Origin of the sequence: Streptococcus sp. UMB0029, assembly GCF_002871495.1 — a bacterium.
In the GTDB taxonomy this organism is placed as follows: domain Bacteria; phylum Bacillota; class Bacilli; order Lactobacillales; family Streptococcaceae; genus Streptococcus.
On the sequence record NZ_PNGD01000014.1, the window covers coordinates 1 to 21,898 of the forward strand.

23 protein-coding genes are annotated in these 21,898 nt (G+C 37.4%); 13 read left to right on the forward strand and 10 right to left on the reverse strand.

The genetic code is table 11. From position 1 onward, the window contains the following. The coding region (locus tag CJ239_RS12435) for a hypothetical protein (protein WP_180958262.1) at positions 1-200 on the reverse strand (200 nt) is incomplete at its 3' end. A 98-nt stretch (positions 201-298) separates the two neighbouring features. Then, entirely contained in the window at positions 299-1,153 is an 855-nt protein-coding gene (locus CJ239_RS09440; RefSeq protein WP_102211372.1) for a helix-turn-helix domain-containing protein, read from the reverse strand. Positions 1,154-1,246: 93 nt separating this feature from the next. On the opposite strand from CJ239_RS09440, the gene CJ239_RS09445 reads away from it, so the two are divergent. The 3 genes from CJ239_RS09445 to CJ239_RS09455 all read left to right on the forward strand — a co-directional run bounded on the left by CJ239_RS09445 (position 1,247) and on the right by CJ239_RS09455 (position 6,912). Further along, positions 1,247-2,407, forward strand: a complete 1,161-nt coding sequence (locus CJ239_RS09445) for a caspase family protein (RefSeq protein WP_102211373.1) — start codon at positions 1,247-1,249, stop codon at positions 2,405-2,407. A gap of 12 nt (positions 2,408-2,419) precedes the next feature. Next, positions 2,420-3,499, forward strand: coding sequence for an N-acetylmuramoyl-L-alanine amidase family protein (locus CJ239_RS09450; protein WP_180958263.1), 1,080 nt, complete (start codon positions 2,420-2,422; stop codon positions 3,497-3,499). Between the two features lie 368 nt (positions 3,500-3,867). Continuing rightward, positions 3,868-6,912, forward strand: coding sequence for a hypothetical protein (locus CJ239_RS09455; protein ID WP_102211374.1), 3,045 nt, complete (start codon positions 3,868-3,870; stop codon positions 6,910-6,912). A gap of 247 nt (positions 6,913-7,159) precedes the next feature. On the opposite strand, the gene CJ239_RS09460 is transcribed toward CJ239_RS09455, so the two are convergent. After that, a complete protein-coding gene (locus CJ239_RS09460; RefSeq protein ID WP_102211375.1) occupies positions 7,160-8,122 on the reverse strand; it encodes a glycosyltransferase family 2 protein in 963 nt (320 codons plus the stop codon). Between the two features lie 90 nt (positions 8,123-8,212). Between CJ239_RS09460 and CJ239_RS09465 the strand changes: the two genes are divergently transcribed. After that, positions 8,213-9,109: a tyrosine-type recombinase/integrase gene (locus tag CJ239_RS09465; protein WP_102211376.1), complete on the forward strand. Its 897-nt coding sequence runs from the start codon at positions 8,213-8,215 to the stop codon at positions 9,107-9,109. Positions 9,110-9,273: 164 nt separating this feature from the next. Then, positions 9,274-10,821: an ABC transporter ATP-binding protein gene (locus tag CJ239_RS09470; protein ID WP_102211377.1), complete on the forward strand. Its 1,548-nt coding sequence runs from the start codon at positions 9,274-9,276 to the stop codon at positions 10,819-10,821. A 51-nt stretch (positions 10,822-10,872) separates the two neighbouring features. On the opposite strand, the gene CJ239_RS09475 is transcribed toward CJ239_RS09470, so the two are convergent. The 3 genes from CJ239_RS09475 to CJ239_RS09485 form a co-directional block, all read right to left on the reverse strand. Further along, complete coding sequence (locus CJ239_RS09475) at positions 10,873-11,568, reverse strand: LrgB family protein (RefSeq protein ID WP_001288952.1); 696 nt, start codon at positions 11,566-11,568, stop codon at positions 10,873-10,875. Next, a complete protein-coding gene (locus CJ239_RS09480; protein ID WP_000781325.1) occupies positions 11,565-11,939 on the reverse strand; it encodes a CidA/LrgA family protein in 375 nt (124 codons plus the stop codon). The genes CJ239_RS09475 and CJ239_RS09480 overlap by 4 nt, the downstream gene beginning before the upstream one ends. 395 nt (positions 11,940-12,334) lie before the next feature. Further along, positions 12,335-13,501, reverse strand: coding sequence for an IS30 family transposase (locus tag CJ239_RS09485; RefSeq protein WP_079453585.1), 1,167 nt, complete (start codon positions 13,499-13,501; stop codon positions 12,335-12,337). A 263-nt stretch (positions 13,502-13,764) separates the two neighbouring features. Between CJ239_RS09485 and CJ239_RS09490 the strand changes: the two genes are divergently transcribed. The 8 genes from CJ239_RS09490 to CJ239_RS12280 all read left to right on the forward strand — a co-directional run bounded on the left by CJ239_RS09490 (position 13,765) and on the right by CJ239_RS12280 (position 17,455). Beyond that, the gene (locus CJ239_RS09490) at positions 13,765-14,145 is read left to right on the forward strand and encodes a MarR family transcriptional regulator (RefSeq protein ID WP_102211378.1); all 381 of its coding nucleotides are present in this window, start codon (positions 13,765-13,767) and stop codon (positions 14,143-14,145) included. 99 nt (positions 14,146-14,244) lie between these two features. Then, the gene (locus tag CJ239_RS09495) at positions 14,245-14,466 is read left to right on the forward strand and encodes a DUF4649 family protein (RefSeq protein WP_000570256.1); all 222 of its coding nucleotides are present in this window, start codon (positions 14,245-14,247) and stop codon (positions 14,464-14,466) included. Positions 14,467-14,480: 14 nt separating this feature from the next. After that, complete coding sequence (gene trxA / locus CJ239_RS09500; RefSeq protein ID WP_001029581.1) at positions 14,481-14,795, forward strand: thioredoxin; 315 nt, start codon at positions 14,481-14,483, stop codon at positions 14,793-14,795. Between the two features lie 201 nt (positions 14,796-14,996). Further along, positions 14,997-15,650, forward strand: a complete 654-nt coding sequence (queC, locus tag CJ239_RS09505) for a 7-cyano-7-deazaguanine synthase QueC (protein WP_102211379.1) — start codon at positions 14,997-14,999, stop codon at positions 15,648-15,650. Continuing rightward, complete coding sequence (queD, locus tag CJ239_RS09510; RefSeq protein ID WP_102211380.1) at positions 15,650-16,093, forward strand: 6-carboxytetrahydropterin synthase QueD; 444 nt, start codon at positions 15,650-15,652, stop codon at positions 16,091-16,093. Before queC ends, queD begins: the two co-directional genes overlap by 1 nt. Continuing rightward, complete coding sequence (gene queE / locus CJ239_RS09515; protein ID WP_102211381.1) at positions 16,086-16,802, forward strand: 7-carboxy-7-deazaguanine synthase QueE; 717 nt, start codon at positions 16,086-16,088, stop codon at positions 16,800-16,802. The genes queD and queE overlap by 8 nt, the downstream gene beginning before the upstream one ends. 18 nt (positions 16,803-16,820) lie before the next feature. Next, positions 16,821-17,312, forward strand: coding sequence for a preQ(1) synthase (gene queF, locus CJ239_RS09520; RefSeq protein WP_000082575.1), 492 nt, complete (start codon positions 16,821-16,823; stop codon positions 17,310-17,312). 11 nt (positions 17,313-17,323) lie between these two features. After that, complete coding sequence (locus tag CJ239_RS12280) at positions 17,324-17,455, forward strand: hypothetical protein (protein ID WP_257994528.1); 132 nt, start codon at positions 17,324-17,326, stop codon at positions 17,453-17,455. Between the two features lie 73 nt (positions 17,456-17,528). On the opposite strand, the gene CJ239_RS09525 is transcribed toward CJ239_RS12280, so the two are convergent. From CJ239_RS09525 to CJ239_RS09540, 4 genes are all read right to left on the reverse strand, one after another. Beyond that, entirely contained in the window at positions 17,529-18,197 is a 669-nt protein-coding gene (locus tag CJ239_RS09525) for an MIP/aquaporin family protein (RefSeq protein ID WP_102211382.1), read from the reverse strand. A gap of 111 nt (positions 18,198-18,308) precedes the next feature. Beyond that, entirely contained in the window at positions 18,309-19,100 is a 792-nt protein-coding gene (locus CJ239_RS09530; protein WP_102211383.1) for a DUF2785 domain-containing protein, read from the reverse strand. Positions 19,101-19,346: 246 nt separating this feature from the next. After that, positions 19,347-21,143, reverse strand: coding sequence for an oligoendopeptidase F (gene pepF, locus CJ239_RS09535; protein ID WP_102211384.1), 1,797 nt, complete (start codon positions 21,141-21,143; stop codon positions 19,347-19,349). Between the two features lie 10 nt (positions 21,144-21,153). Further along, positions 21,154-21,897 (reverse strand): 16S rRNA (uracil(1498)-N(3))-methyltransferase, encoded by a 744-nt coding sequence (locus tag CJ239_RS09540; RefSeq protein WP_102211385.1) that lies wholly within the window; start codon positions 21,895-21,897, stop codon positions 21,154-21,156. Position 21,898: the final 1 nt, after the last annotated feature.

The following is a 21,898-nucleotide window of genomic DNA, read 5'->3' on the forward strand; positions in this document are numbered from 1 at the left end:
TGACACGGAATTCCACTGGTTTTTAGGATTTTTATCAGACTAACTTCCACTTCTACTAACAGCGGAACTTCGTTTGGGAATTTAGCAATTTCTATATGGGAGCAAGTACAGGCATTTTGGAAGAACTCATTTTCATAGCTATCTTTTATCTCGGAACCTACTACATCTTGAGAAACAAGGTTAATTTGCAATAGTTTCATAATCAAAAAGGATAACATCTCATCGCGGAGAAGCTATCCTTTTTCTTTTATCTCATTGTCTATCTAACTTTATCTTACAGACAAATCCTTCTAACCAATTAAATAACAAAATCTAATTTGAAGGTCTTGTCTAATTTCTCTATTGTGTCACTGTCATTATATTCTTTAAATATTCTCATAGCTTTGGAACATTCTTTTTTGCCTAACTCTACTTGATTCGTTTTTATGAGATAAATACCTTTTAAAAAAAGCAAATAAGTCTTTTCAAAATAATATCCTTGTCTGGTCAGTAAATTTTCTAAATCATCTATAAAAAATTGAGCGTTATCTAACAAATTATTTTTTAATAATAATTCTAAATTAAATAAATATAAAGGAATTACTCTATGTGTGCCCATATCTGTTTTTAAAAAATGTCGTGTTTTCTTGATTACCGCTCTATATAGTAAGCTTATGGTCTTAGTATTCATAAAAAACACCGAATTATAGAAAATTTTTAGTTCATACTCCATCCAATTATCTACAGAAAGCAAGTACTTGATTAACTCATTACATTTAGAGGCATTGTAAGGAAGGTTTGCAAGGCGATTAATCTGTTGTTCAGCAATCAACTTTATGTGACAATGGCATAAACTTTTTTCCTGCTTTTGTTTTAGTTCTATTTTCTTTATTAGTTCTTGTAACAAAACGATATCTGAAGAGTTCACAGCATGCTCTAGTTCTTCAAAAAAACATTCTTTTTTGGAATAATAGCAATGAACTAATTCTTCAAATTCCGAAAATGATACCCCCAGGCGATTTAACAACATGTAAAAATGATCAATAGATAATTTGGTAATCCCATTTTCGAAACGAGAAATAGTTGATTCACTAATCTTATCACAAGCCAAATCTTTAAGACGAAAATTTTTTGAAATACGAATATCCTTTAAAACTGCTCCAAAATTTTCCATAATATTCCTCTTCCATTTCTGCAAAAAATAAAACCTGGTTTTTTTATTTGTGATATGATTATACAAAAATAAAATAGAAAGGACAATCATATCATGAAAAAAATTTTATTGTCAACAGTTGCTTTACTGAGCCTAGTGTCAACACTACCAGTAAATAGTCCAGTTTATGCTCAAGAATCATCCTCTCAAACAACTTATAGTAAGTCAAGTGGAAGTTGGAAAAAGTCTGGTAGCCGTTGGTGGTATAAACATTCTGATGGTTCTTATACTGCAAATGGATGGGAACAAATAAATGGCACCTGGTACTATTTTGATAATGAAGGTTGGATGAAGACAGGTTGGATTAAAGAATATGGGAAATGGTATTATCTAGATGATAGTGATGCCATGAAAACAGGATTACAGACTATCGGTGGAAACGAATATTATCTATCTACTAGTGGTGCTATGCAGACAGGTTGGCACAATATTGGAGATGATACTTATTTCTTTGCTAGTAGTGGAGCAAGACAAACGATTAATCGCCGTGCTTTAGTTCTTGGTGAAACATCAACGAGAGCAGTACCTATCGAAGACGTTAATACTATGGAAAAGGTTTTTAGCAACCAAAACTTTAGTAAAGTTGTTCGTTTCCCAGATAAAACTAAGTCCGAGATTATTGCAAAAATGGAAGAACTTTTCAAATCTTCTAGCGAAAGCGATGTGAACTACCTTTACTTTACTTGCCATGGAGGAAAAGACGGGACGATAGCCATTGGTAGCGATAAAACATCATTTTCAGGCTGGGAATTGGCATCTATACTGAAACAATATAAAGGTAAGTTTGTGATTATGCTAGATTGTTGTCACGCTGGGACAATTATTTCTAAAGATAATACAGGTGAAGCCAATGAAGAAGCCTCTACGAAATATTTTGATTTAGATGAATTTGTATCAGGTTTTTCTAATATGAATGGTGGCGAAAAAGCAGGTGAGATGATTGACTCTAAATTTTTAGTACTCTGCTCATCAAGTTCGTCAGAATACTCTAGCGGCGGAGCTTTAAGTTTGGCAACTAAATATTGGTCTTTAGGTTCAGGATGGAACCCTGTACAGCAATCTCAAGGTTCTTTAATTGCTGATCAAAATTATAACAATAGAATCACGTTAAACGAATTGTATTCTTACTCACGTGAACAAGTCTTAAAACAAAATCATAAACAACATATTGAAGTTTATCCAGAAAACAGTCAATTTGTTTTATTCCAAAAATAAGGAGTTAAGAAAATGAAAGTATCAAAAAAAATCACATTATTTGGTTTGTCTTTAGCTGGTCTAGCCTTACTGGCTTTCCCTCATTCAGGGCAGGCATTTGAGCTTAAAGAAGAATGGGTTATTAAGGGTGATGTTTGGTATCAAGATGGCAAAATTCTCCGATTTAATAATGGCAATGAAGTAGATATCAAAGTATTGGATTTGCCAAAAACTGAGAAAATCGAGTGGACGGTTAGTCTCAATGGTCAAGATCAGACAGTCAATTTCCTAGGTAAAGAAAAGGATAAGTCTATGATGGGTGTAGAGGGTCGTTATCTGAATTTCTATGTACCTTATGGCTATAGAGGAGATATCAAGGTAGAAGCCAAGAGCGGAAATGAAGTAAAGACCTGGTCCACTAAAGTGGTAGATGACGTATATAATGGTGGAAAGAGTGGCTACTACCATATTAAAGAATCAAATAATCAATACACCTACCTTGATGCAAAATGGGACTATCAAACCAAGACCTACACTGCTACCTTACCAGAGACTGTCAATGGTCAAAAAGTATTTGCTTGGGCAGACGACTATGTAGAATTGAAACTTGAAAAACCAGGAGTTATCAGTCATTCCTACAGGGGGGGAGGAGCCTTCAAAACACTTTATCCGATTGTAAAAGCAGAAAGCTGGCTAAAAAATAATTACAGTGAAAAGTGGTACTATCAAAAACAAGGTCAACTAGTGCAGAACGATTGGGTTAAGGACAATGGAAACTGGTACTTTATGAATGATAAAGGGGTTATGTTTAATCAAACTTGGCTCTATCAAGGTGGCAACTGGTATGCCTTTAAATCATCAGGAGCCATGATTTCAGCTGATTGGTTATATGATAACGGCTCTTGGTATTACCTAAAAGACTCAGGTTCAATGGCAACAGGTTGGATCAAAGATAGTGGCTCTTGGTATTATCTAAACAACTCAGGTGCTATGACGACTGGTTGGGTCAAAGATGGCGGTCAGTGGTACTATCTTGATTCAACTGGTAAGATGCTTCACAATACCTACACACCAGATGGCTACTATGTAGATGCCAGTGGCGCTTGGAAATAATCTAAAGTACACATTTTATTCCATCAGCTATTAGTGTACCTGCTCAGACTAAATGTTATCAGAGGTGCAAGAAAAATCTAGATAATAATTCAAAAAGCGAATCGAAACAACAAATTCTGTTTTGTTCGCTTTTTGTGTTCTATTCGAGAAATTATGGAAAAGAACCTCTCCTACTTATTAGACTTTTATTCAATCTAGATTTATAAAAGATAATCTAGATTGAATATTCTATAGAAAGTTAAATGCGTTATACCAAACAATGTTTCTTTGTTTTTTATCTCTTTATCATCCACTATAAAATTAGTGAAATACTAATTTTTATGATATACTAGCGATAATAAATAGTTATCATTAGGAGATTTATAAAATTGAATATTTGGCAATATCTAAAACCCAAAAATGATAAAACTTTTGAAGTATTAGCACTAAAATATGTTGAAAAAGTTTATCCCAGTGAGAGAAATTGGACCCCAACAAAAGAAACTCGTGATGGAAATAGAGATGCGCAGGTCGTCTTTTTTATAGAAGACGGCCAATTTATTAGGTGGTGGATGGAAGCAAAATATACCTCCAAAGAAAAACTATCTCGGTATCGTCTTGATGCGACTATTGTCACTTCTATCTTACAAAAAAATGTTAAAAAATATTTCTTTGTTACTAATTCGAATATTTCTACTGAGAATATTATTAATATAAAAACTGCAATTACCGAAATTTCTCCCAAAGCGGTTGTACATTTTATAACTAAAACAAATCTAGAAAGTTGGTTAAAACGTAATCCCAAATATATCAAAGAATTTTTTTCTTCTAATATCTCAGAAAAAGATATTGATATATCAGAAATTGAAACTACTTCAACTAGATTTGTTGAAGTGACCACGATAAATTCCTATGCCATTCGAAACCCCAATTTTTCAGTAGACTACCTGTCGTACAATACACGCTATCGATTGTCCTTTTCATTTTTTTCTTACAATGATGACATAATAGAAATTTTACCTAACAATATAGGAAAATATCCCTGGAGAATTGTTGGTACATCTTCTCTTAAGGAGATTCCGGTAAATTCTGGTGAAAATCATATTCAAATAGAATTTCAAATAGTTCCTGACGATAGGTATGATGCTTCACCCAATGGTAGCCAGAATAATTCTTTTATTTACGAAAAAAATCAAGACAGTTATTCCATCTATCATTTTTTCGATTTATGTAAGAAATCTAATAGTACCAAAATTTCAATTCTTAGTCCTAAGCATTTTACTTTAATAAAAAATACTGTTATGAAACCTATTTATATAAAATCACAAGAGAATGTCAGACAGAGATTGGAAGAAAATTGTAAAACAACTAGGAATCATACTAAAACTACTCAGATTTTTTCAATTATTTCTCCCTATAAATATGGAAAAAGCTATCTAGTCAAAAATTATTTTTCATCACCTACTATTCAGCAATTCCCCAAAATATTTATATCATTTTCATCGGATGATGTCTGCAATTTAGAAAATTTAGTTCAGCTAGTGCATTTTATTTTGTTCCCGTTGCTACACGATCTGGTCATCAAAGAAGATTATCCAACTCCTCTCAGTAGTTCCTTAAAATCATTTATACAACAGTATCAAGCTAAAAATTACGAAGCACTTTTTAGATATTTTCAATTAGATATTCTAACGGACTTTTTTCAGCAATTTAAGGAAACTCAATTCTTTAAATTAGTTATTGTAGAAAACTTTCAATTTTTATCAAACGAATACAAAGAATTTTTTGAACATATAATTCAAGCTTGCTATAATGAAGATTACAATATTTTCTTTGTCGTTACTTCAACAAATCCATTAACTTTTCCAAAAGATGTCATTCACATATCAGAAGTATTATCCCTGGACGGAATAAACCCAATCTATGAACCATTAAAAGAATCCATTAAGAATATAAAACAATTACAGGACTTAAATACTTTTCCTATCTTAAAACTCGAACCCGCTAAACTATTAATTCATTTCAGTAGCAACGAGAATATTAAAAGTTTTGAAGATTTAAGCAAAGAGGAACTTGAAGTAGTAAAGTCTGTTTTCTTGAACTATAGTCTCCCACCAAATGATATTCAAATATATAGCGAAGCAACAATATCTTTATTGGAAAAAAATTTTCTAGGTTTTGACATCAACCAACAACTAGTACCATTCTCTTCTAATTTATTAGAGGAGTTCTTGAACTGGATTATAGACAATGGGAATGAATTATTTATCTCTGAAAATATAAATTTCAATCATCCCCTCCAAGAAATATTTGTCTCCTTATTTATAGATAAGAATAGAGAAAAAAGTCAAGAAGCAATTGCTACGCTTCAACAATATTTTTCTCATCAAGAATATCATTCAATTTACTATCTCCTTCGCAAATTTAAAGGGGGAGACAACTACATGAGGTTGTTCTATAGATTTCAAAATGATTATTATTTACTGCACTATTTTTTTGCAATGGCTAATGCAAATGTTGGGCAAGATAGTAGTGGATCTGCAGAATTTTTAAAACTTTTCAATATACTTGATGCAAAATTAAAATATAATAGTGAATCTGAAATTTTTTTAAATATTATATTAAGTGTAGTCTATGAAATAATCAATAGTGATTATGAAAACTATCGCTTAGAACAATTTCGAAAACATAGCAAGAAGTTCCATAATTTGTTATCCTATCGTAATGTAAATCATGATCAAGTTCAGACGATTAAATCTAACCAAAAATTTTTGGAGGCTCTGGTTAAAACAGAGAACACCTTAGCACTAGATTGTAAGCTCTTAGAAGAATTTATGAACTATTCAAAAGTAGATGAATATGGAAAAATTTACACCCAACGCCTTGCGAGAATCTTTTATTCAAGTAATATAACACTTGCCAAAGAAATTTTATTTCAAATTGAACCTATTTCAATTGATAAATATAATTATTTTTTAGAAATAGAGAAATTATTTATAAAATTTTTAGAGAATCCTAAGCAAGAGCAATTCTTAATTATCCTACAGAAAGTTAGTATCTTAAAAAAGGACTACCTTAACGACTATAAAAAGTATATTCTCGGATTGGTAGCTGGAGCTATCATTTTAGATGATCAAACAACTCTTAAAAACTTAATCAAAGAAATCTACGATTCGGGGAAACGTCCCTACAGGGCTCGTCAACAACTATTTTTTGCTAACATATTTAATTATTTAGAATTAGTCCAAAATAATCAATATCTAGAAATTGAAAACAAATTGAGATTAATTGATAGTTCCCCTCTTCCTAATCATTATAAAAATATTAATTTACACAATCTTAAACTAAGTTGTTCACCAGCTCATGTTGAATTTTATTTAGGTGGTGAGCTGAAAGATAATACGTTTTATTTTGATCCTCGTTCAATATGGTAAGGGAGTCTAATTATTAATACAGTAAAGTAAAGTGATTACGTTCGAATACTCCATATACCTATTCTAGCGTAGTCATTTCAATTTTTAAATAATAAAATATATTTTTCCCATATGATTTCCAATGAATTGCCAACACATTTTTATTAGGAATCATATGGGATTTTTAAATACAAAAATTACAATATATTTACAAAATACTTTCCTGATATTAGGATTAATTTAATAGAACATGTAGAACAATTTATATTTATAGTATATTTGTATCAATGATGTAAGGTTGAATATGCATTCTAAGTTTTTCTGCTGAAATAGAGGCAAGATACTCATCTAAGTTAATTTGCTGTAATAAATTTTTAACAATAAAAGTCATTTCAGCTTTTTTAATATTTTCATCACTACAAAATTCATTAATTTGTCTAATGATTAGGTTCATAAAATGTTCACAAAAAAGATAGAAACTTTTCTTATAAATTTCAAAATAATTATTGTTTTCTAAATACACTTTAATTTCTTTCAAAATGAATAACATATCTTCGCTATTTTTGTGTTCAAAAGATTGGACAATTGATCCCTTACGTCGATAATGAAAGTAAGTTGCCTCAGGAATACAAATTAATTTAGAAGCTGCAAGCATCGTCTTAATACTGAATAGTAAATCTTCAAATTTACGATTCTCAGGAAAAAATATATTATTGTCAATTAAAAATTGACGTAGGTAGATTTTATTAGTTGTTGATGGAACTATGTTTACATCAAAGTTATATTCTTTCGCCATTACCTTTATACTCTCTTCAGATCCTAATTGTAGCAAAGTATTATACTTACACTTGTAGATTATATCTTTTATGTCGTCGTATTCACGTTTTAAAGTAAACATTCCAATTTCAGATGCACATTGCTCCATATATGTTAGACCTTTTTCTAAATAATCGTAGGAAATCCAGTCATCACTATCTATAAAGCATATATATTTCCCACGAGCCATCCTTAGTCCTAAATTTCGGGCTCCTCCTGCTCCTAAACTTTTCTTAGAATAAAAATAATGAATATCATATTTTTCTGATAAAAATTCTGAAGGTTGCTTTGAGGCATCGTCAATAATGATGACTTCATACCTATCTCTAGAAAGCGTATTGATTTTGATAGAATCTAAACATTTCATTATTTGATCTTCGGTATCTTTCATTGGAATAATAATTGTAATATCCATAACTTTCTCCTAATGATAACTATTTATTATCGCTATACAAAGCACCCAAATAAGTTTATAATAGCATGATTATTGATAAAGGAGATTTTTATGGATTATAAACTTATTTCTACTTACTTAGATTATTGCAAAACTCATAAGCGTTTGAGTTCACACACGATTCGTGCTTATAAAAATGATCTTATGCAATTTTATAATTCAAACTATGATAATGTCGAATCCTATATCGAAGAGTTGACACAATCTAACATAAAAACGAATACATTAAGAAGAAAAATTGCTTGTATAAAGGTGTTTTATAACTATCTGAAATACCAGCATATAATTGAAGAGAATCCCTTCAATCAATTGCGTTTTCAATTTAGAACTGAAAAAATATTACCTAAAACGATTCCGTATAACATTCTAAAAAGCATTTTTATCTATTTAGAACAGAAAGTAGTTATATCTAAAACTGATTATCAAAAACAAAAAGCCGAAAGAAATCTACTAATTATTTCCCTTTTGCTTTCAACAGGCATCAGAATTTCTGAACTTTGCCACATTCATCTCAAAGATATTAATCTTTCTAATAAGACACTCCATATTATAGGAAAGGGGAAGAAAGAACGTATCCTATTTTTAGGAGATCAAACAACCTTCAATTTATTAGAAACATATATAAATAAAACAAGAAATGAATCCAATGATTTCCTATTTCCAGGAAAACATTCGCCTAAACCATTGTCAGAGCAAAGTGTACGTTTAATTTTAAAGAGAATCGTTGAACAAAATAACTTATCTAAAACTATTACACCACATATGTTTAGACATAGCTTTGCGACAATGCTTCTAGATAATGATGTAGATATTCGATACATTCAACAAATTCTTGGACACAGTTCTATATCAGTCACACAAATCTATACTCACGTATCGCATTCAAAACAAAAAGAAATACTTAGTTCTTTTAATCCTGTATCAGCGATTCATTCTGATAAAAAATGAACACTTATTTCACATATTTATAATTTTTTTGCTATATCCTAATAAGCATTGATAGTATATATCCCCCCAAAAAAATTACATTTTTAGTATGAAGCATTTAATAAAAAGGAGTATAATAACTTTAAAACTGATTGCATGTATATCGATAAGGAGATCAAGTCTTTATGCTGAGAAGATTTGTTGCTAAGAAACACCTCGTACTTTACTTCTTTTCTATTGCCATTACTTGGCTGGAAGCAATTATCACGCCAGCCCTTGTTCAGAATATTGTTGCCAGTTTTACCAATCAAGAACTAGGCCTTCTTTGGAAAGTTTTGATTTTGGGAATCCTTGGAAACCTCATCCTCTTACTAGGCTTAGCTGGGAAACGCTATTACTATGCCCGTTTGATTACTGACTTCAAATATGGAATCAAGAGTGCTATTTTCAAACGATTTTTAAACAGTTATGAGATTGATGAAAAGGATATTTTGTCCAACCTAGAAAACGACGTCAAGCAACTAGAAGAAAGCTATATCGAACCAACGGTTATCATCATTTCTTCTCTGGGTTTTACCACTGTGTCCATTCTCTATGCCCTGTGGACCAATTTTTACCTAGGCTTGATTTTCATCCTCTTCTACTCCTTTCCTGTCCTCTGCAGTGCTATCGGATCAAAGCGTTTGGATTCACTTTCTGAAAAGCGGTCCACTGTTAACCAGAGCTACTTAGCAAGCTTGACAAATTTTATTGGTGGTAGCCAACAAATTCGCCATTATCAGGGGCAGGACTACTTTTTTGCTCGCTACCAAAAGCAATTACAAACCAGTCTAGATGCCGAAATTAACTATGAAAAGCAACGAACTTTAAACAGTCTCTTGATCAATAGCATCGATGCCTTTTGTTCTGTCACACCAATCGTCATCGGTGGCTTTATGACCTACTATAACTATTTAGATGCGGCGAGTTTTGTGGCCATCTATCTAGTTTCCCATAATATCGGCTATCAATTCCAAGAGTTGGCTTACTTTACCAACACCCGAAAAGCGAATCGAACTCTTCTCAACAAATACCAAAAACTTTTGGGCCAGTCTGACTTCATCTCGCCTAGAAGCATAGAAAATATTTTCCCTATCCAGCTTAACACCATCTCCCTGGAAAAAGATGGGAATAGCCTCCTGTCTCCGATTTCCATGCACATCAAGCAAGGAGAAAAAATTGCCATTATCGGGGAAAGTGGCTCTGGTAAGACAACCCTGCTCAATATCATTCATGGAGAAGAGACACCAACAAGTGGACAGATTAGCTTTGCTGGTCAAAACCTGTCACGTCAAGAAATCACAAGCTTTAGTTCCTATATCCTCCAAGATAGCCATTACTTTGACACGCTCTCTCTGGACGACAATATCCTTCTAGGACTGGATAAAAAGGAGGAACGTTTAACTTACATCCTCAAAAAAACAGGATTAGAACATTTGAAAAATCGAACGCTCAGCAATGATAGTCTGTCTGGTGGCGAGAAACAACGCCTTGAAATCGCCCGCGCCCTCTACCATGATAGCCAACTCATCTTGGCAGATGAAATCAAGGCCAATCTTGACTTGGAAAATAGCAGAAAGATCAGCGACTTGCTCTTCTCCCTACCTCAAACAGTCATTGAAGTCATTCACCACTACACGGAAAAAGACTTAAAACACTACGACCAAGTCATTCACTTAAGCAAAGAAAAATAATACTCTATAACATACGATTTTAAAAAGCAAGGAACTCAAATTCCTTGCTTTTTAACTCAATATCAAGCTGGCTACAATAGGGCTGACAAAGACATAGAGAATACCGGTAACACCGATAGCCAAGCCCCCCATAGCTCCTGCTACAGAGCCGTATCGAAAGGCTGTTCCTGTTCCGACTGCATGGCCTGTTCCTCCAAGGGAAAGCCCAACTGCTACCGGATCGTCAATTTTCAACCACTTCAAAAGGGTTGGTCCAATCACACTGGTTAAAATCCCAGTCGCCACTACGACGACCAAGGTCACAGTTGTCAGACCTTGCAATTTTTCTGTGATCCCCACTGCCATAGCGGTTGTCACTGACTTGGGAAAGAGAGAAATGGCTAGGAAAAAGTCCATGCCAAAGATTTTAGCTACAAGTGCTGTGAAGGAGGTATTGACAACTACCGCTAACAGACTTCCAAAAAGAATACTCCGAGCATGGTGCTTCATCAAATGAAAACTCTTATAAAGCGGAATCCCCAGAGCAACAGTCGATGGGACAATCAAGTTGTTCAGATAAACTCCACCTTGATAATAATCTTGGTAAGAAATCCCCGTCACCTTTAGAAAGATAATAATGAAAACAGCTGACAAAAGCAAGGGCGTTGTCAAAGGATGGGGAAAACGTCTGTAAATCAGCATTCCCACTAGATAAGCTAGGATAGACAGGGCAAGCCCAAACAGGGGATTGGAAACAAATTCACTCATTTGGCATCTCCTTTCTCATAATCTCCCTCAAACCGTCGCTTGATGAACTGAACCACTAGGGCTATAAGGATAATATTGATAACAGCTGCAAAAAAGACAATCAAGACAATGGGCAAAAGGTAGGGAGCAATCACATCAAACTTTTCCATGATTCCCACTGCTGGTGGCAAAAAGAGAATGGTCATATTAGCCAGCAAGAAATTCCCGACCATGTTGACATGTCTGGTTCTCAGCCACTTAAATTGTAGGGCTAGAAAGAGAATAATCAAACCGATAATACTGCCTGGGATAGGCAAATGAAAGAAACTGGAAATCCCCTCTCCGATTAGAGAAATCACAAAGAGAATCATTAATTGAACATATAATTTCATCCTAAACTCCACGAAATAGACTTCTTGCATACCAGTTTACTCTTTTTTCAGAAAATTTCAAGGAAATGCACAAGAGTTGAGGAAAGTTTGAGAAGAAAGGGGATACAGGCAATTGAAGACTAACATAAACAGGCGTAATTTAGGGTAAATTCCCAAACTAAGTTCCACTGCTAATCCAAGTGGAAGTTAGTCTGATAAAAATCGTAAAAACCAGTGGAAATACGTGTCAGGGTAAGTTCCACTGGTTTTAATCATGCTTGATTTCATAGCTTTTGTAGGCAAAAAGAATCGAAAAAAAGAGCGCACAAAATCCTCTCATCTGAAAGCGTTTCAGATTAAGTTCCGCTATGGTGGAAGTTAGTGTGAGACGTTTGAATGCGGTTAAAGGTTAGTTTTTAGAATTTATGTTGGAGTAATTTAGACGACTGGCAGACGTCTTCTGCAGGTATTTTAGAAATACCTAGAAGCTTAGGAATCTCTTCTCCATAGGTAAAGGCAAAGAGCTCATAGGCTGACTTTCCATTCAAAGCAGCACGTTTGACACTGTTGACATGAGAGCAGACGAGATTGATGTCCTCTTGAGTTAAGTTGTCAAAAGAAGTTCCCTTAGGTAGAATGTCACGAATCAGCGTGTGATTTTTCTCAATTCTCCCTTTCTGGTCAGAGCGATTAGGGTCACAAAAGAAGAGTTTACTCTCTCCTCGCACATCCATTTCAATATCATCAACCCTGGCAAACTCTCCACCATTATCAGTAAGAATGACAGGGAAGAGTTGGAAGAAATCTTTGTCAGCTTGGTGAAGAGTGTTTTTGATGTCATAGAGGTGTTTGGTAACCTCAAGGGCAGTTTTATTATCCAGAAGTCTAGCGAAGATAAAGTTACAGAAAGATAGATTGAAGGTGAGTAGGACTTTACCTCCCATCCTCCCCAGAACTGTATCCATTTCTAGCCAAGAGTCTAGTTGCTTAAGGGCTAAATAGTTTTGGAAATCCTCATAGGAACGTCCTTTTTTAGCTTCTTTAGGGATGGAAGGTAGCTTACTTTTCCGTCTTTCTTTGAATTTAACGGCTCTGGCTAGGTCAATAGGAGCGATAGACAGGTAACCTTTTCGGATGTGTCGATAGACAGTTGAGGAGCTGACATCAAGGTTATGAGTTTTGAGGATATGATAGATGTGTTGTCCTTTTTTAACCCCATCAGAAATGACTTTGTCCATGTCCCAGAAGGTCTTGGAATTGAGGGGAGTTCCTTCACGAGACTCGACAAGAGTTTGTTCGTACTGTTTTTGAGCTTGTTTAGCAAGGTAGAAGATCTTCTTATAGCCACAATTTTGTCTTCTTTTAGGGCATCCATTACAGACAAAGGGAGCCTTATCGAGTAGAGGGCAGGGAAGGTTGTTAGAGGTCGAGTCTCTAATTTGTCTGTTTCGTTTGACTTCTTTGGAGACAGTAGTTGGGTCTTTTAGAATGGATTGTCCGATAGCTTTGAAGGTTTCACCGCGCTCTAAGCCTAATTGGATATCATTACGGTCTGAAAGAGTAAGGTGTTTATGTTTTGTCATAGTGGACCTCATTTCTAACTCAAACGTCTCATACTTAATTCCACCATAAAAATCCGTTTTAGACTAATTTCCACTTCGGCAAGTCAAGTGGAAGTTACTTTGAGAAGTTACGAGGCGTAATTTAGGATAAAAGATTCAGTGTCTTTCTTGCCAGCTTTCTTGAAAAGTAGTATAATTATTGCATGCGCAATCATCTTGTGATACAGAGATTGTCCGTAAGTGGACATTCTTCTATTTATGACTCTAAAAAGAAAGGAGATACTATGACCTATTTGGAAAAATGGTTTGACTTCAATCGCCGGCAGAAAGAAATTGAAGGTCTCTTGGAAGAGACTGTTGCTAATCAGAGTGAACAAAGGCTGACCTTGAAAGAGTTTTACCTGCTCTACTATCTGGATTTGGCCCAAGAAAAATCTCTACGCCAGATTGACCTGCCAGACAAGCTTCATCTGAGCCCGAGCGCTGTTTCTCGTATGGTGACTCGCTTGGAAGCAAAAAATTGCGGTTTAATCAGTCGAAGATGTTGCCATCAAGATAGACGCTCTAGCTTTATCTGCCTGACAAGTGATGGGCAAAAGACACTGGCCTCTCTACAGAAGGCTGTCGAAGAAAGCTTGGAAACTGGTTTGGATTTCTTGATTTAAGATGATTTTAGAAAAAAGTTGCGTGCGCAATCATTTTTCTTGACATTCTCTTTTACAAGGAGTAAAATAAAGTCATCATTAAATAAAGGAGTTTTTAAAATGATTGAAATTACCTATCTAGATGCCAGCAAGAACGAAAGAACTGTAACTTTCGAATCTTATGAAGACTTTGATCGTTCACAACAAGCTTGCCTTATCGGCGTCGCAGACTACTACCCCGTCCAAAAATTAACCTACAACGGTCATGATTTGGACTACCATGGGACTTATGGAGATGTCTTCTTCTATCTCATGAAACAAGATTTAAGCCAATATAACTAAAAAGGAGAAATACAATGGCAAAAGCAATTACAGATGCAACATTCGAACAAGAAACAAAAGACGGTTTGGTCTTGGTAGACTTCTGGGCAACTTGGTGTGGTCCATGTCGTATGCAAGGTCCAATCTTGGACAAATTGTCTGAAGAACTTTCAGAAGATGTTTTGAAAATCGTTAAAATGGACGTTGATGAAAATCCAAACACAGCTCGTGCTTTTGGAATCATGTCTATCCCAACTCTTCTCTTCAAAAAAGACGGCCAAGTTGTCAAACAAGTTGCTGGCGTTCACACAGCAGAACAAATCAAGGCCATCGTTGCTGAATTGAGCTAATCACACTAGAGACCAAGTACTTTCTTTGGTCTCTTTTTTCTTGCCCTTTGCCATTTTTCAAAAAATATGCTAGACTGTAGATAGAATATTACGATGTTTGGGACATGCCATCGCTAAAAAAAACCTCTACTTGGTATTTTTTAGCTCCCTCAAGGGAGCTTTTTGCGTGCTCTGAACATTTCCCATTTTGGAAGGAGTACTATGAAACGTCAATCTGCCTTGGTCGTCTTTAGTGGCGGTCAAGATTCCACAACCTGCCTCTTTTGGGCTAAAGAACACTATGAAACTGTTGAAGCCGTCACCTTTGCCTACGGTCAACGCCATCATCTCGAAATTCAAGTTGCTAAAGAAATCGCTAAGGAACAGAGCATTCGTCATCACATCCTAGATATGTCTCTGCTGGGACAAATCACTGAAAATGCCTTGACTTCTAATCTGGAAATTGAGCAAAAAGAGGGGGAGGTTCCCAATACCTTTGTTGACGGTCGCAACCACCTCTTTCTATCTTTTGCGGCAGTTCTTGCCAAGCAACGTGGCATTAAATACATCGTGACAGGTGTCTGTGAAACAGATTTCTCAGGCTATCCTGACTGCCGTGATGTCTTTGTCAAATCCCTTAATGTTACCCTCAACCTGGCTATGGATTACGACTTTGTTATCCAAACACCTCTCATGTGGCTAGACAAGGCTGAAACCTGGGAGCTAGCTGATCAACTCGGTGCCTTTGACTATGTTCGTGAAAAGACCTTAACCTGCTACAATGGGATTATCGGCAGTGGCTGTGGGGATTGCCCAGCCTGCCACCTACGTCAGCATGGTCTAGATGTTTATCTCTCACAGAAAGGAGAGGCCTAATGTTTTTTGCACCCAAAGAAATCACACAGGAAACAGGGGAGTCTCTTGTCTACAACCCTCATAGAACCTTGGTATCAAAAGAATTTACCTTTGATGCTGCCCACCACCTCTTTCACTATGAGGGAAAATGTAAGTCCCTGCACGGCCACACCTATCATCTGCAGATTGCTGTCAGTGGTTTTTTAGATGAACGTGGCATGACCTACGATTTTGGAGACATCAAAGCGATCTACAAGAACTACTTAGAGCCCCACTTGGATCATCGCTATCTCAATGAAACTCTTCCCTATATGAACACGACTGCTGAAAATATGGTTTACTGGATTTTCCAAACCATGAACCAAGAGTTGCCAGACGAGCGCGGTCTCCGTTTGGAATACGTTCGCCTCTATGAGACTCCGACTGCCTTTGCGGAGTTTAGACGGGAGTGGTTAGATGACTAGGGAACGTGTCCTCAAACTACCAGTTCTAGAAATTTTTGGCCCAACCTTTCAAGGCGAAGGCCGTGCAATCGGGCAGAAAACCATGTTTGTCCGCACTGCTGGTTGCGACTACCACTGCGACTGGTGCGATTCTGCCTTTACATGGGATGGCTCTGAAAAACCAACTCGCATGACAGCTGACGAGGTCATTGCTGAGTTAGATAAATTGGGGAGCTACGACTATGTCACCCTATCTGGGGGAAATCCTGCTATCCTAGCAGCCAACATGGCTGAACTGGTCACCAAGCTCAAGGAACGTGGTGTCACTCTGGCTGTTGAAACTCAAGGCTCTCGCTGGCAAAATTGGTTGAAAGACATCGATCAAGTCACTCTGAGTCCCAAACCTCCTTCATCCAAGATGGAAATCAACTTTGAGACCTTGGACTTTATCGTTTCCCAACTGGATTCAGATAAAGTCACCTTTAAAATTCCTGTCTTTGATGATGCAGATTTGGCCTTTGCTAAAGGCATTCAAGAGCGCTACCAACCAGATGTCCTTTTCTTATCAGCTGGAAATCCTGAGCCCAAGGCCACAGGCAATATTGTCCAAGACCAACTGGACCGCCTCAAAGAACTCTGGGAACGCGTCGCTGCCGACGACAGCTGGGGCAATGTCCGCGTCCTTCCTCAACTGCATACCCTCCTCTACGACAACCAACGTGGTGTTTAAGATTAGAAAGAAAAAATCATGTCACAACAAGAAGAAATGAAAAACCTAAGCCTACTAGGCAACAAAGAAACCAACTACATCTTTGACTATCAACCAGATGTCCTCGAATCTTTTGACAATCGTCATGTGGAAAATGACTATTTCATTAAATTTAACTGTCCTGAATTTACCTCACTGTGTCCAATCACTGCTCAACCAGACTTTGCGACCATTTATATTTCCTACATTCCTGACAAGCTCTGTGTTGAGTCAAAATCCCTCAAACTCTACCTCTTTAGCTACCGAAACCACGGAGATTTCCACGAAAACTGTATCAACACCATCGGGAAAGACTTGGTCAACTTGCTAGACCCTCGCTATTTAGAAGTCTGGGGAAAATTCACTCCGCGCGGTGGCATCTCAATTGATCCCTACTACAACTACGGTAAGCCAGGAACTAAGTATGAAGGCTTGGCAGAACAACGCCTCTTCCAACACGACCTTTATCCAGAGAAAATTGACAACCGTTAAACTCATACTCAATGAAAATCAAAAAGCAAACTAGGAAGCTAGCCGCAGGTTGCTCAAAGCACTGCTTTGAGGTTGTAGATAAGACTGACAAAGTCAGCTCAAAACACTGTTTTGAGGTTTCAGATGGAGCTGACGTAGTTTGAAGAGATTTTCGAAGAGTATCATACGAAAAAGCCCTGTTCCTCAAGATGAGGAGCAAGGCTTTTTGAGTTTCAATTATTCTTCTGTTCCAAGGAAGTTTTTAGCAACAAGTGCTGCAAGAACGCCACCAACGATTGGCGCAAGGATGAAAATCCAAACTTGTTGAAGGGCTGCACCACCAACCAATACAGCTGGTGCCAAGCTACGAGCTGGGTTTACTGAAAGTCCAGTGATGTTCAATCCAACAAGAATCATCGCCATCAAGGACAAACCGATTACCAAACCAGCAATCGCGCCATTGCCCTTGCTTTCTGAAGTCACGGTCATGATAACCAAGACAAACAAGAAAGTTGCGATAACTTCAAACAAGAAACCACCAAAGACAGTGACACCGTTTGCCAAGGCATTTTCACCAAGACTAGCAGTTGACATCCCTGAGTTAGCCAAGAGGAAGAAGACAGCACCAGACGCAAGGAAAGCTCCAACTACTTGTCCAAGGATGTAGTTTACAAGCTCTGAAGATGACAAACGTTTGTTTACAAACATAGCAATCGAAACAGCTGGGTTCAAGTGAGCACCTGAAACAGTTCCGATTGAGTAAGCTGCAACCACGATTGCCAGACCAAAGGCAAAAGCAATTCCAAGGTGACCAAGTCCCTCAAGACCATTTCCAAAAACAACAGCTCCTGTTCCGATGAACACAAGCATGAAAGTACCGATTAACTCAGCAACAAATTTTTTCATTTTCTTTCTCCTTTTTTCAAAAACTAGATACTAGTCTATCAAAAGAGGGAAAGGGTTTCAAGAAAATTGATTGGAAAGTTTTTTGAAAATCATAGAACTATTAGCTTATCCCTAGTATCGAAAAGACTGGATAGCTTCTTTCAAGTCATCTTGTAAACTATTTCTCTGGTCAAGTTGGACATAGACTTCCAACAAACAGGATCTAAAGTTGGAAAATTTGTAAAAATCCTTCCTTTCTTCTATCGGAAAATCAACTGTTTTTATCCAAGAAGCTACTTGTTCTTGCTCCAACTTCCCTTGTAAAATCGGTTCATAAAGCACTCTGGCTAAACGCCAATCTTCATCATTTGTAAAACGAATCGCAATTCTTTTAAACAGTTGGCCAAGTATGTCAAATACTTCATGAACTCTGTTTTTAGGAAAGTCTGGATGACAAACTACCTCCGTCAGTAAATCGGATCCATGTGCAAAAGCGTGAACCCAACCATACTGACTTGAAAAACCTGTCGTGTCTTTTTCTTTTGAAAGATAGTGCAAGCCTTGATTTAAAAGGACATTGCGAATTTCTGCTTTTAATCCCTGATAAAAAACCGATTGCTGGTTGGCATCCGCAGACAAGAGGTTGGCATAAACAAGTGCCCTAAAAGAACGTTCAAGGGTTGACAGGTCTACCTTATCAATCTCTTTGTCTAGTCCTCCATCAGATGAGACTACTTTAGCAATAAAATGAAATTGTTCCTGTGTAAATAGCTCTTCCTGAATTCCTCTAGCAAAGCTTGTAAAAACAAGGTCATCGCGAATTTCTGGAGAAGGATCTCCCAAATGATCAAGCAACCACTGGATTCCTTCCTCATGATAACTTGGTTTTTCTTCTGCTATTTTTCTAAGTAACTCTTGATACATGGTCAGTACCTCTATATTTCTAGCAACTGTTCACAAAACCGTCCTTAGATGACTTAATATTGAATTCTCAATGAAATACAATCTGATAAAAAATGAAGTAAATAAAGATCAATATCAACTCTACAACAAGTTCAAATTTAACATCACGACCTTCAACGGCGTGTTTGAAAATAGCTACAGCTAAAACAAATAGAATGACGCTTAACAAACTCATAAATATCATTCTAGAACAACCTCTCTAGTCCTCTACTCTCCCAACTGGATACTGTAGGCGATAATCTGGTCAACTGTGTCTGACAAGAACTGGATGGTATCACGAAGTGGTTTGTCCGTTGAAATGTCCGCTCCGATAATCATAGCTGACTCAAGCGGTGTCTTGCTACCACCTGATTTGAGGAGATTGAGCCAGTCTTCAGCTCCAGTTTCTGAGTTTTTAAGATGGAGGTAACCTGCAGTCGAGATGACAAGCCCTGCCGAGTAAGTGTAGCTATACAAGCCCATGTAATAGTGAGCTTGGCGCATCCAAGTCAAAGCCGCATCATCATAAATTTCAATGGCATCTCCCCAGAAATCCGTCAAAACTTCCTTCATAATGCTATTGAGTTTGCTTGCCCCGAAGGTTTCTCCTTCTTCAATCAATGTATAAACCTTACGCTGGAAGGCTGCTTCCAAGAGGTGGGTAATAAAGTTATGGAAGTAGGTGTCTGTCAAGCGGTGAGCCAGAGCGAAGCGTTTTTGACGAGGGTCGTCAGATTGGTGCTCCAAGTAATCACTGAGAAGCAATTCATTGAAAGTTGACGGCGCTTCGACATAGTAGGTCGACATGTGAGCATTGAAGTAACTCTGATGATTGTCTGAAAAGATGAATTGACCAGAATGCCCGATTTCATGAATCAAGGTATAGACATCGCTCAAACGGCCTGTCCAGCTCATGAGGACATAAGGGTGCACGCGATATGGATCCGCCGCATAACCGCCGGAATCCTTGCCACTGTTAGCAGCAAAGTCCACCCAGCGCTCTTCTTGATAGCGAGCAACTTCCTGACAATATTCTTGCCCCAAAGGTTCTACTGACTTCATGACCAAATCATAGGCGTCGTCAATGGTCACTTGAGGATTGAGGGCGCTGTCCAAATCTAATTTCCAGTCGGCAAAGGTCATCTTTTCAAGACCATTGACCTTGGCAACATGCTTGAGGTATCTCTGAGCAACGGGCGCAAAATCCTTCATGATGAGGTCAATCTGACGATCAAACATGGCACGGTTCACTTCTTGCTCAGCTAGAAGATAATCAAAGACAGAGTCATATCCCTTCATATCAGCCAAGAGTTTTTCGGACTTAACCTGAGCTAGATAGGTTGCAGCTGCTGTATTCTGGTGCTTACGAAGTCCCTCTGAGAAGGAACGGAAGGATTTCTCACGAACCTCAGCATCCTCGTGGTTTTGGTAGAAATTCTCATAAGTCACAAAGCTGTTTTTATAAGTCTTGCCATGGGCTTCAAAGTCAGCCATTTCAAAGTCCCCAGCTCGCATTTTAGTGTAAATATCCTGTGGACTGTAGAAAACTTCACCCAGATTGGTCAAGGCCTTCTCCACATCAGCCCCTAGATAGTGGGCTTTTTTGATTTTTGCCTGACGAATGGCTGCCGTTAAGTGAGGCAATTCACCCAAACGGTCCAAGACTTCCTCATCAGCTTCCACCAAGGCGTCATCAAAGAAGGTCAAGGCTACGCTGGCATCTGTTTCAAATTCCATCCCAGCTTGGGCGATATTAGCAAATTCTTCATTGCTGTAGTCTGTCGTCTGTGGCATAAAACCGTAGTTGCCAATATGGCTCATCTGAATGTAGATTTGTTCCAATTCCGCAAAGGCCTTCTCAAAATCCTCAAAAGTATGAAGATTACCCTTGTAGTCACGGCTAAATTGGTTGATGTCTTCGCGAGCCTTCTCGATCGCACGTAAGAAATCCTCACGGTCTTGGTATAGGGCTGTTAAATCCCAAAGTTCCTTCTCTGGAAATTCTGAACGGTGTTTTTGTTCCATTTTCTTCCTCTTATTTCTCTAATTCTAATAAAACACTAAGGGCTGATAAAGCGTAAAGTGGTGCTGTTTCTGCTCGTAAAATGCGAGGGCCAAGTCCTGCCAAAATAGCTCCTTTGGCTTCAAAGCTTGCAATTTCTGCAGGTGACAGGCCACCTTCTGGACCAAAGATAAAGAGCAATTTGGCTCCTTTTTCAAGACCAGTGACTGCTTGTAAAAGTGCAGCGGCTTCTCCTTCTTTGGCCGACTCTTCATAAGCTACTACGACGCGGTCAAACTGGTCAAGTTGGGCTAGAAAGTCTGCTTTCCTTTCAAAAAGCTGAATACTTGGAACGATATTACGCTTACTTTGCTCTGCTGCTCCAAGGGCAATTTTTTCTAGTTTTTCAACCTTTTTGCCCAATTTCTTGCCATCCCACTTGGCGACCGACCAGTCGGCAGGAAAGGCCCAGATTTGGCTGGCACCCAGTTCGGTTACTTTTTGAGTAATGAACTCCAGCTTGTCTCCCTTAGGAAAGCCGGATGCGATGGTCACTTGGACTGGTAGCTCCACATTGTCAGCTAACTCTTCAATCAACTCAAACTGACGGGCTTCCACATCCAGCACGCGCGCCAAGCGCTTGATTCCATCATCAAAGACCAAAGTAACCTCTTCATCTTCCTTCAGGCGCATAACCTGAAACATATGCTTGCTGGTTTCCTTGTCCTCGATGGTGACAGGAGGGATTGCACTGCCTTTTACAAAATACTGCTGCATG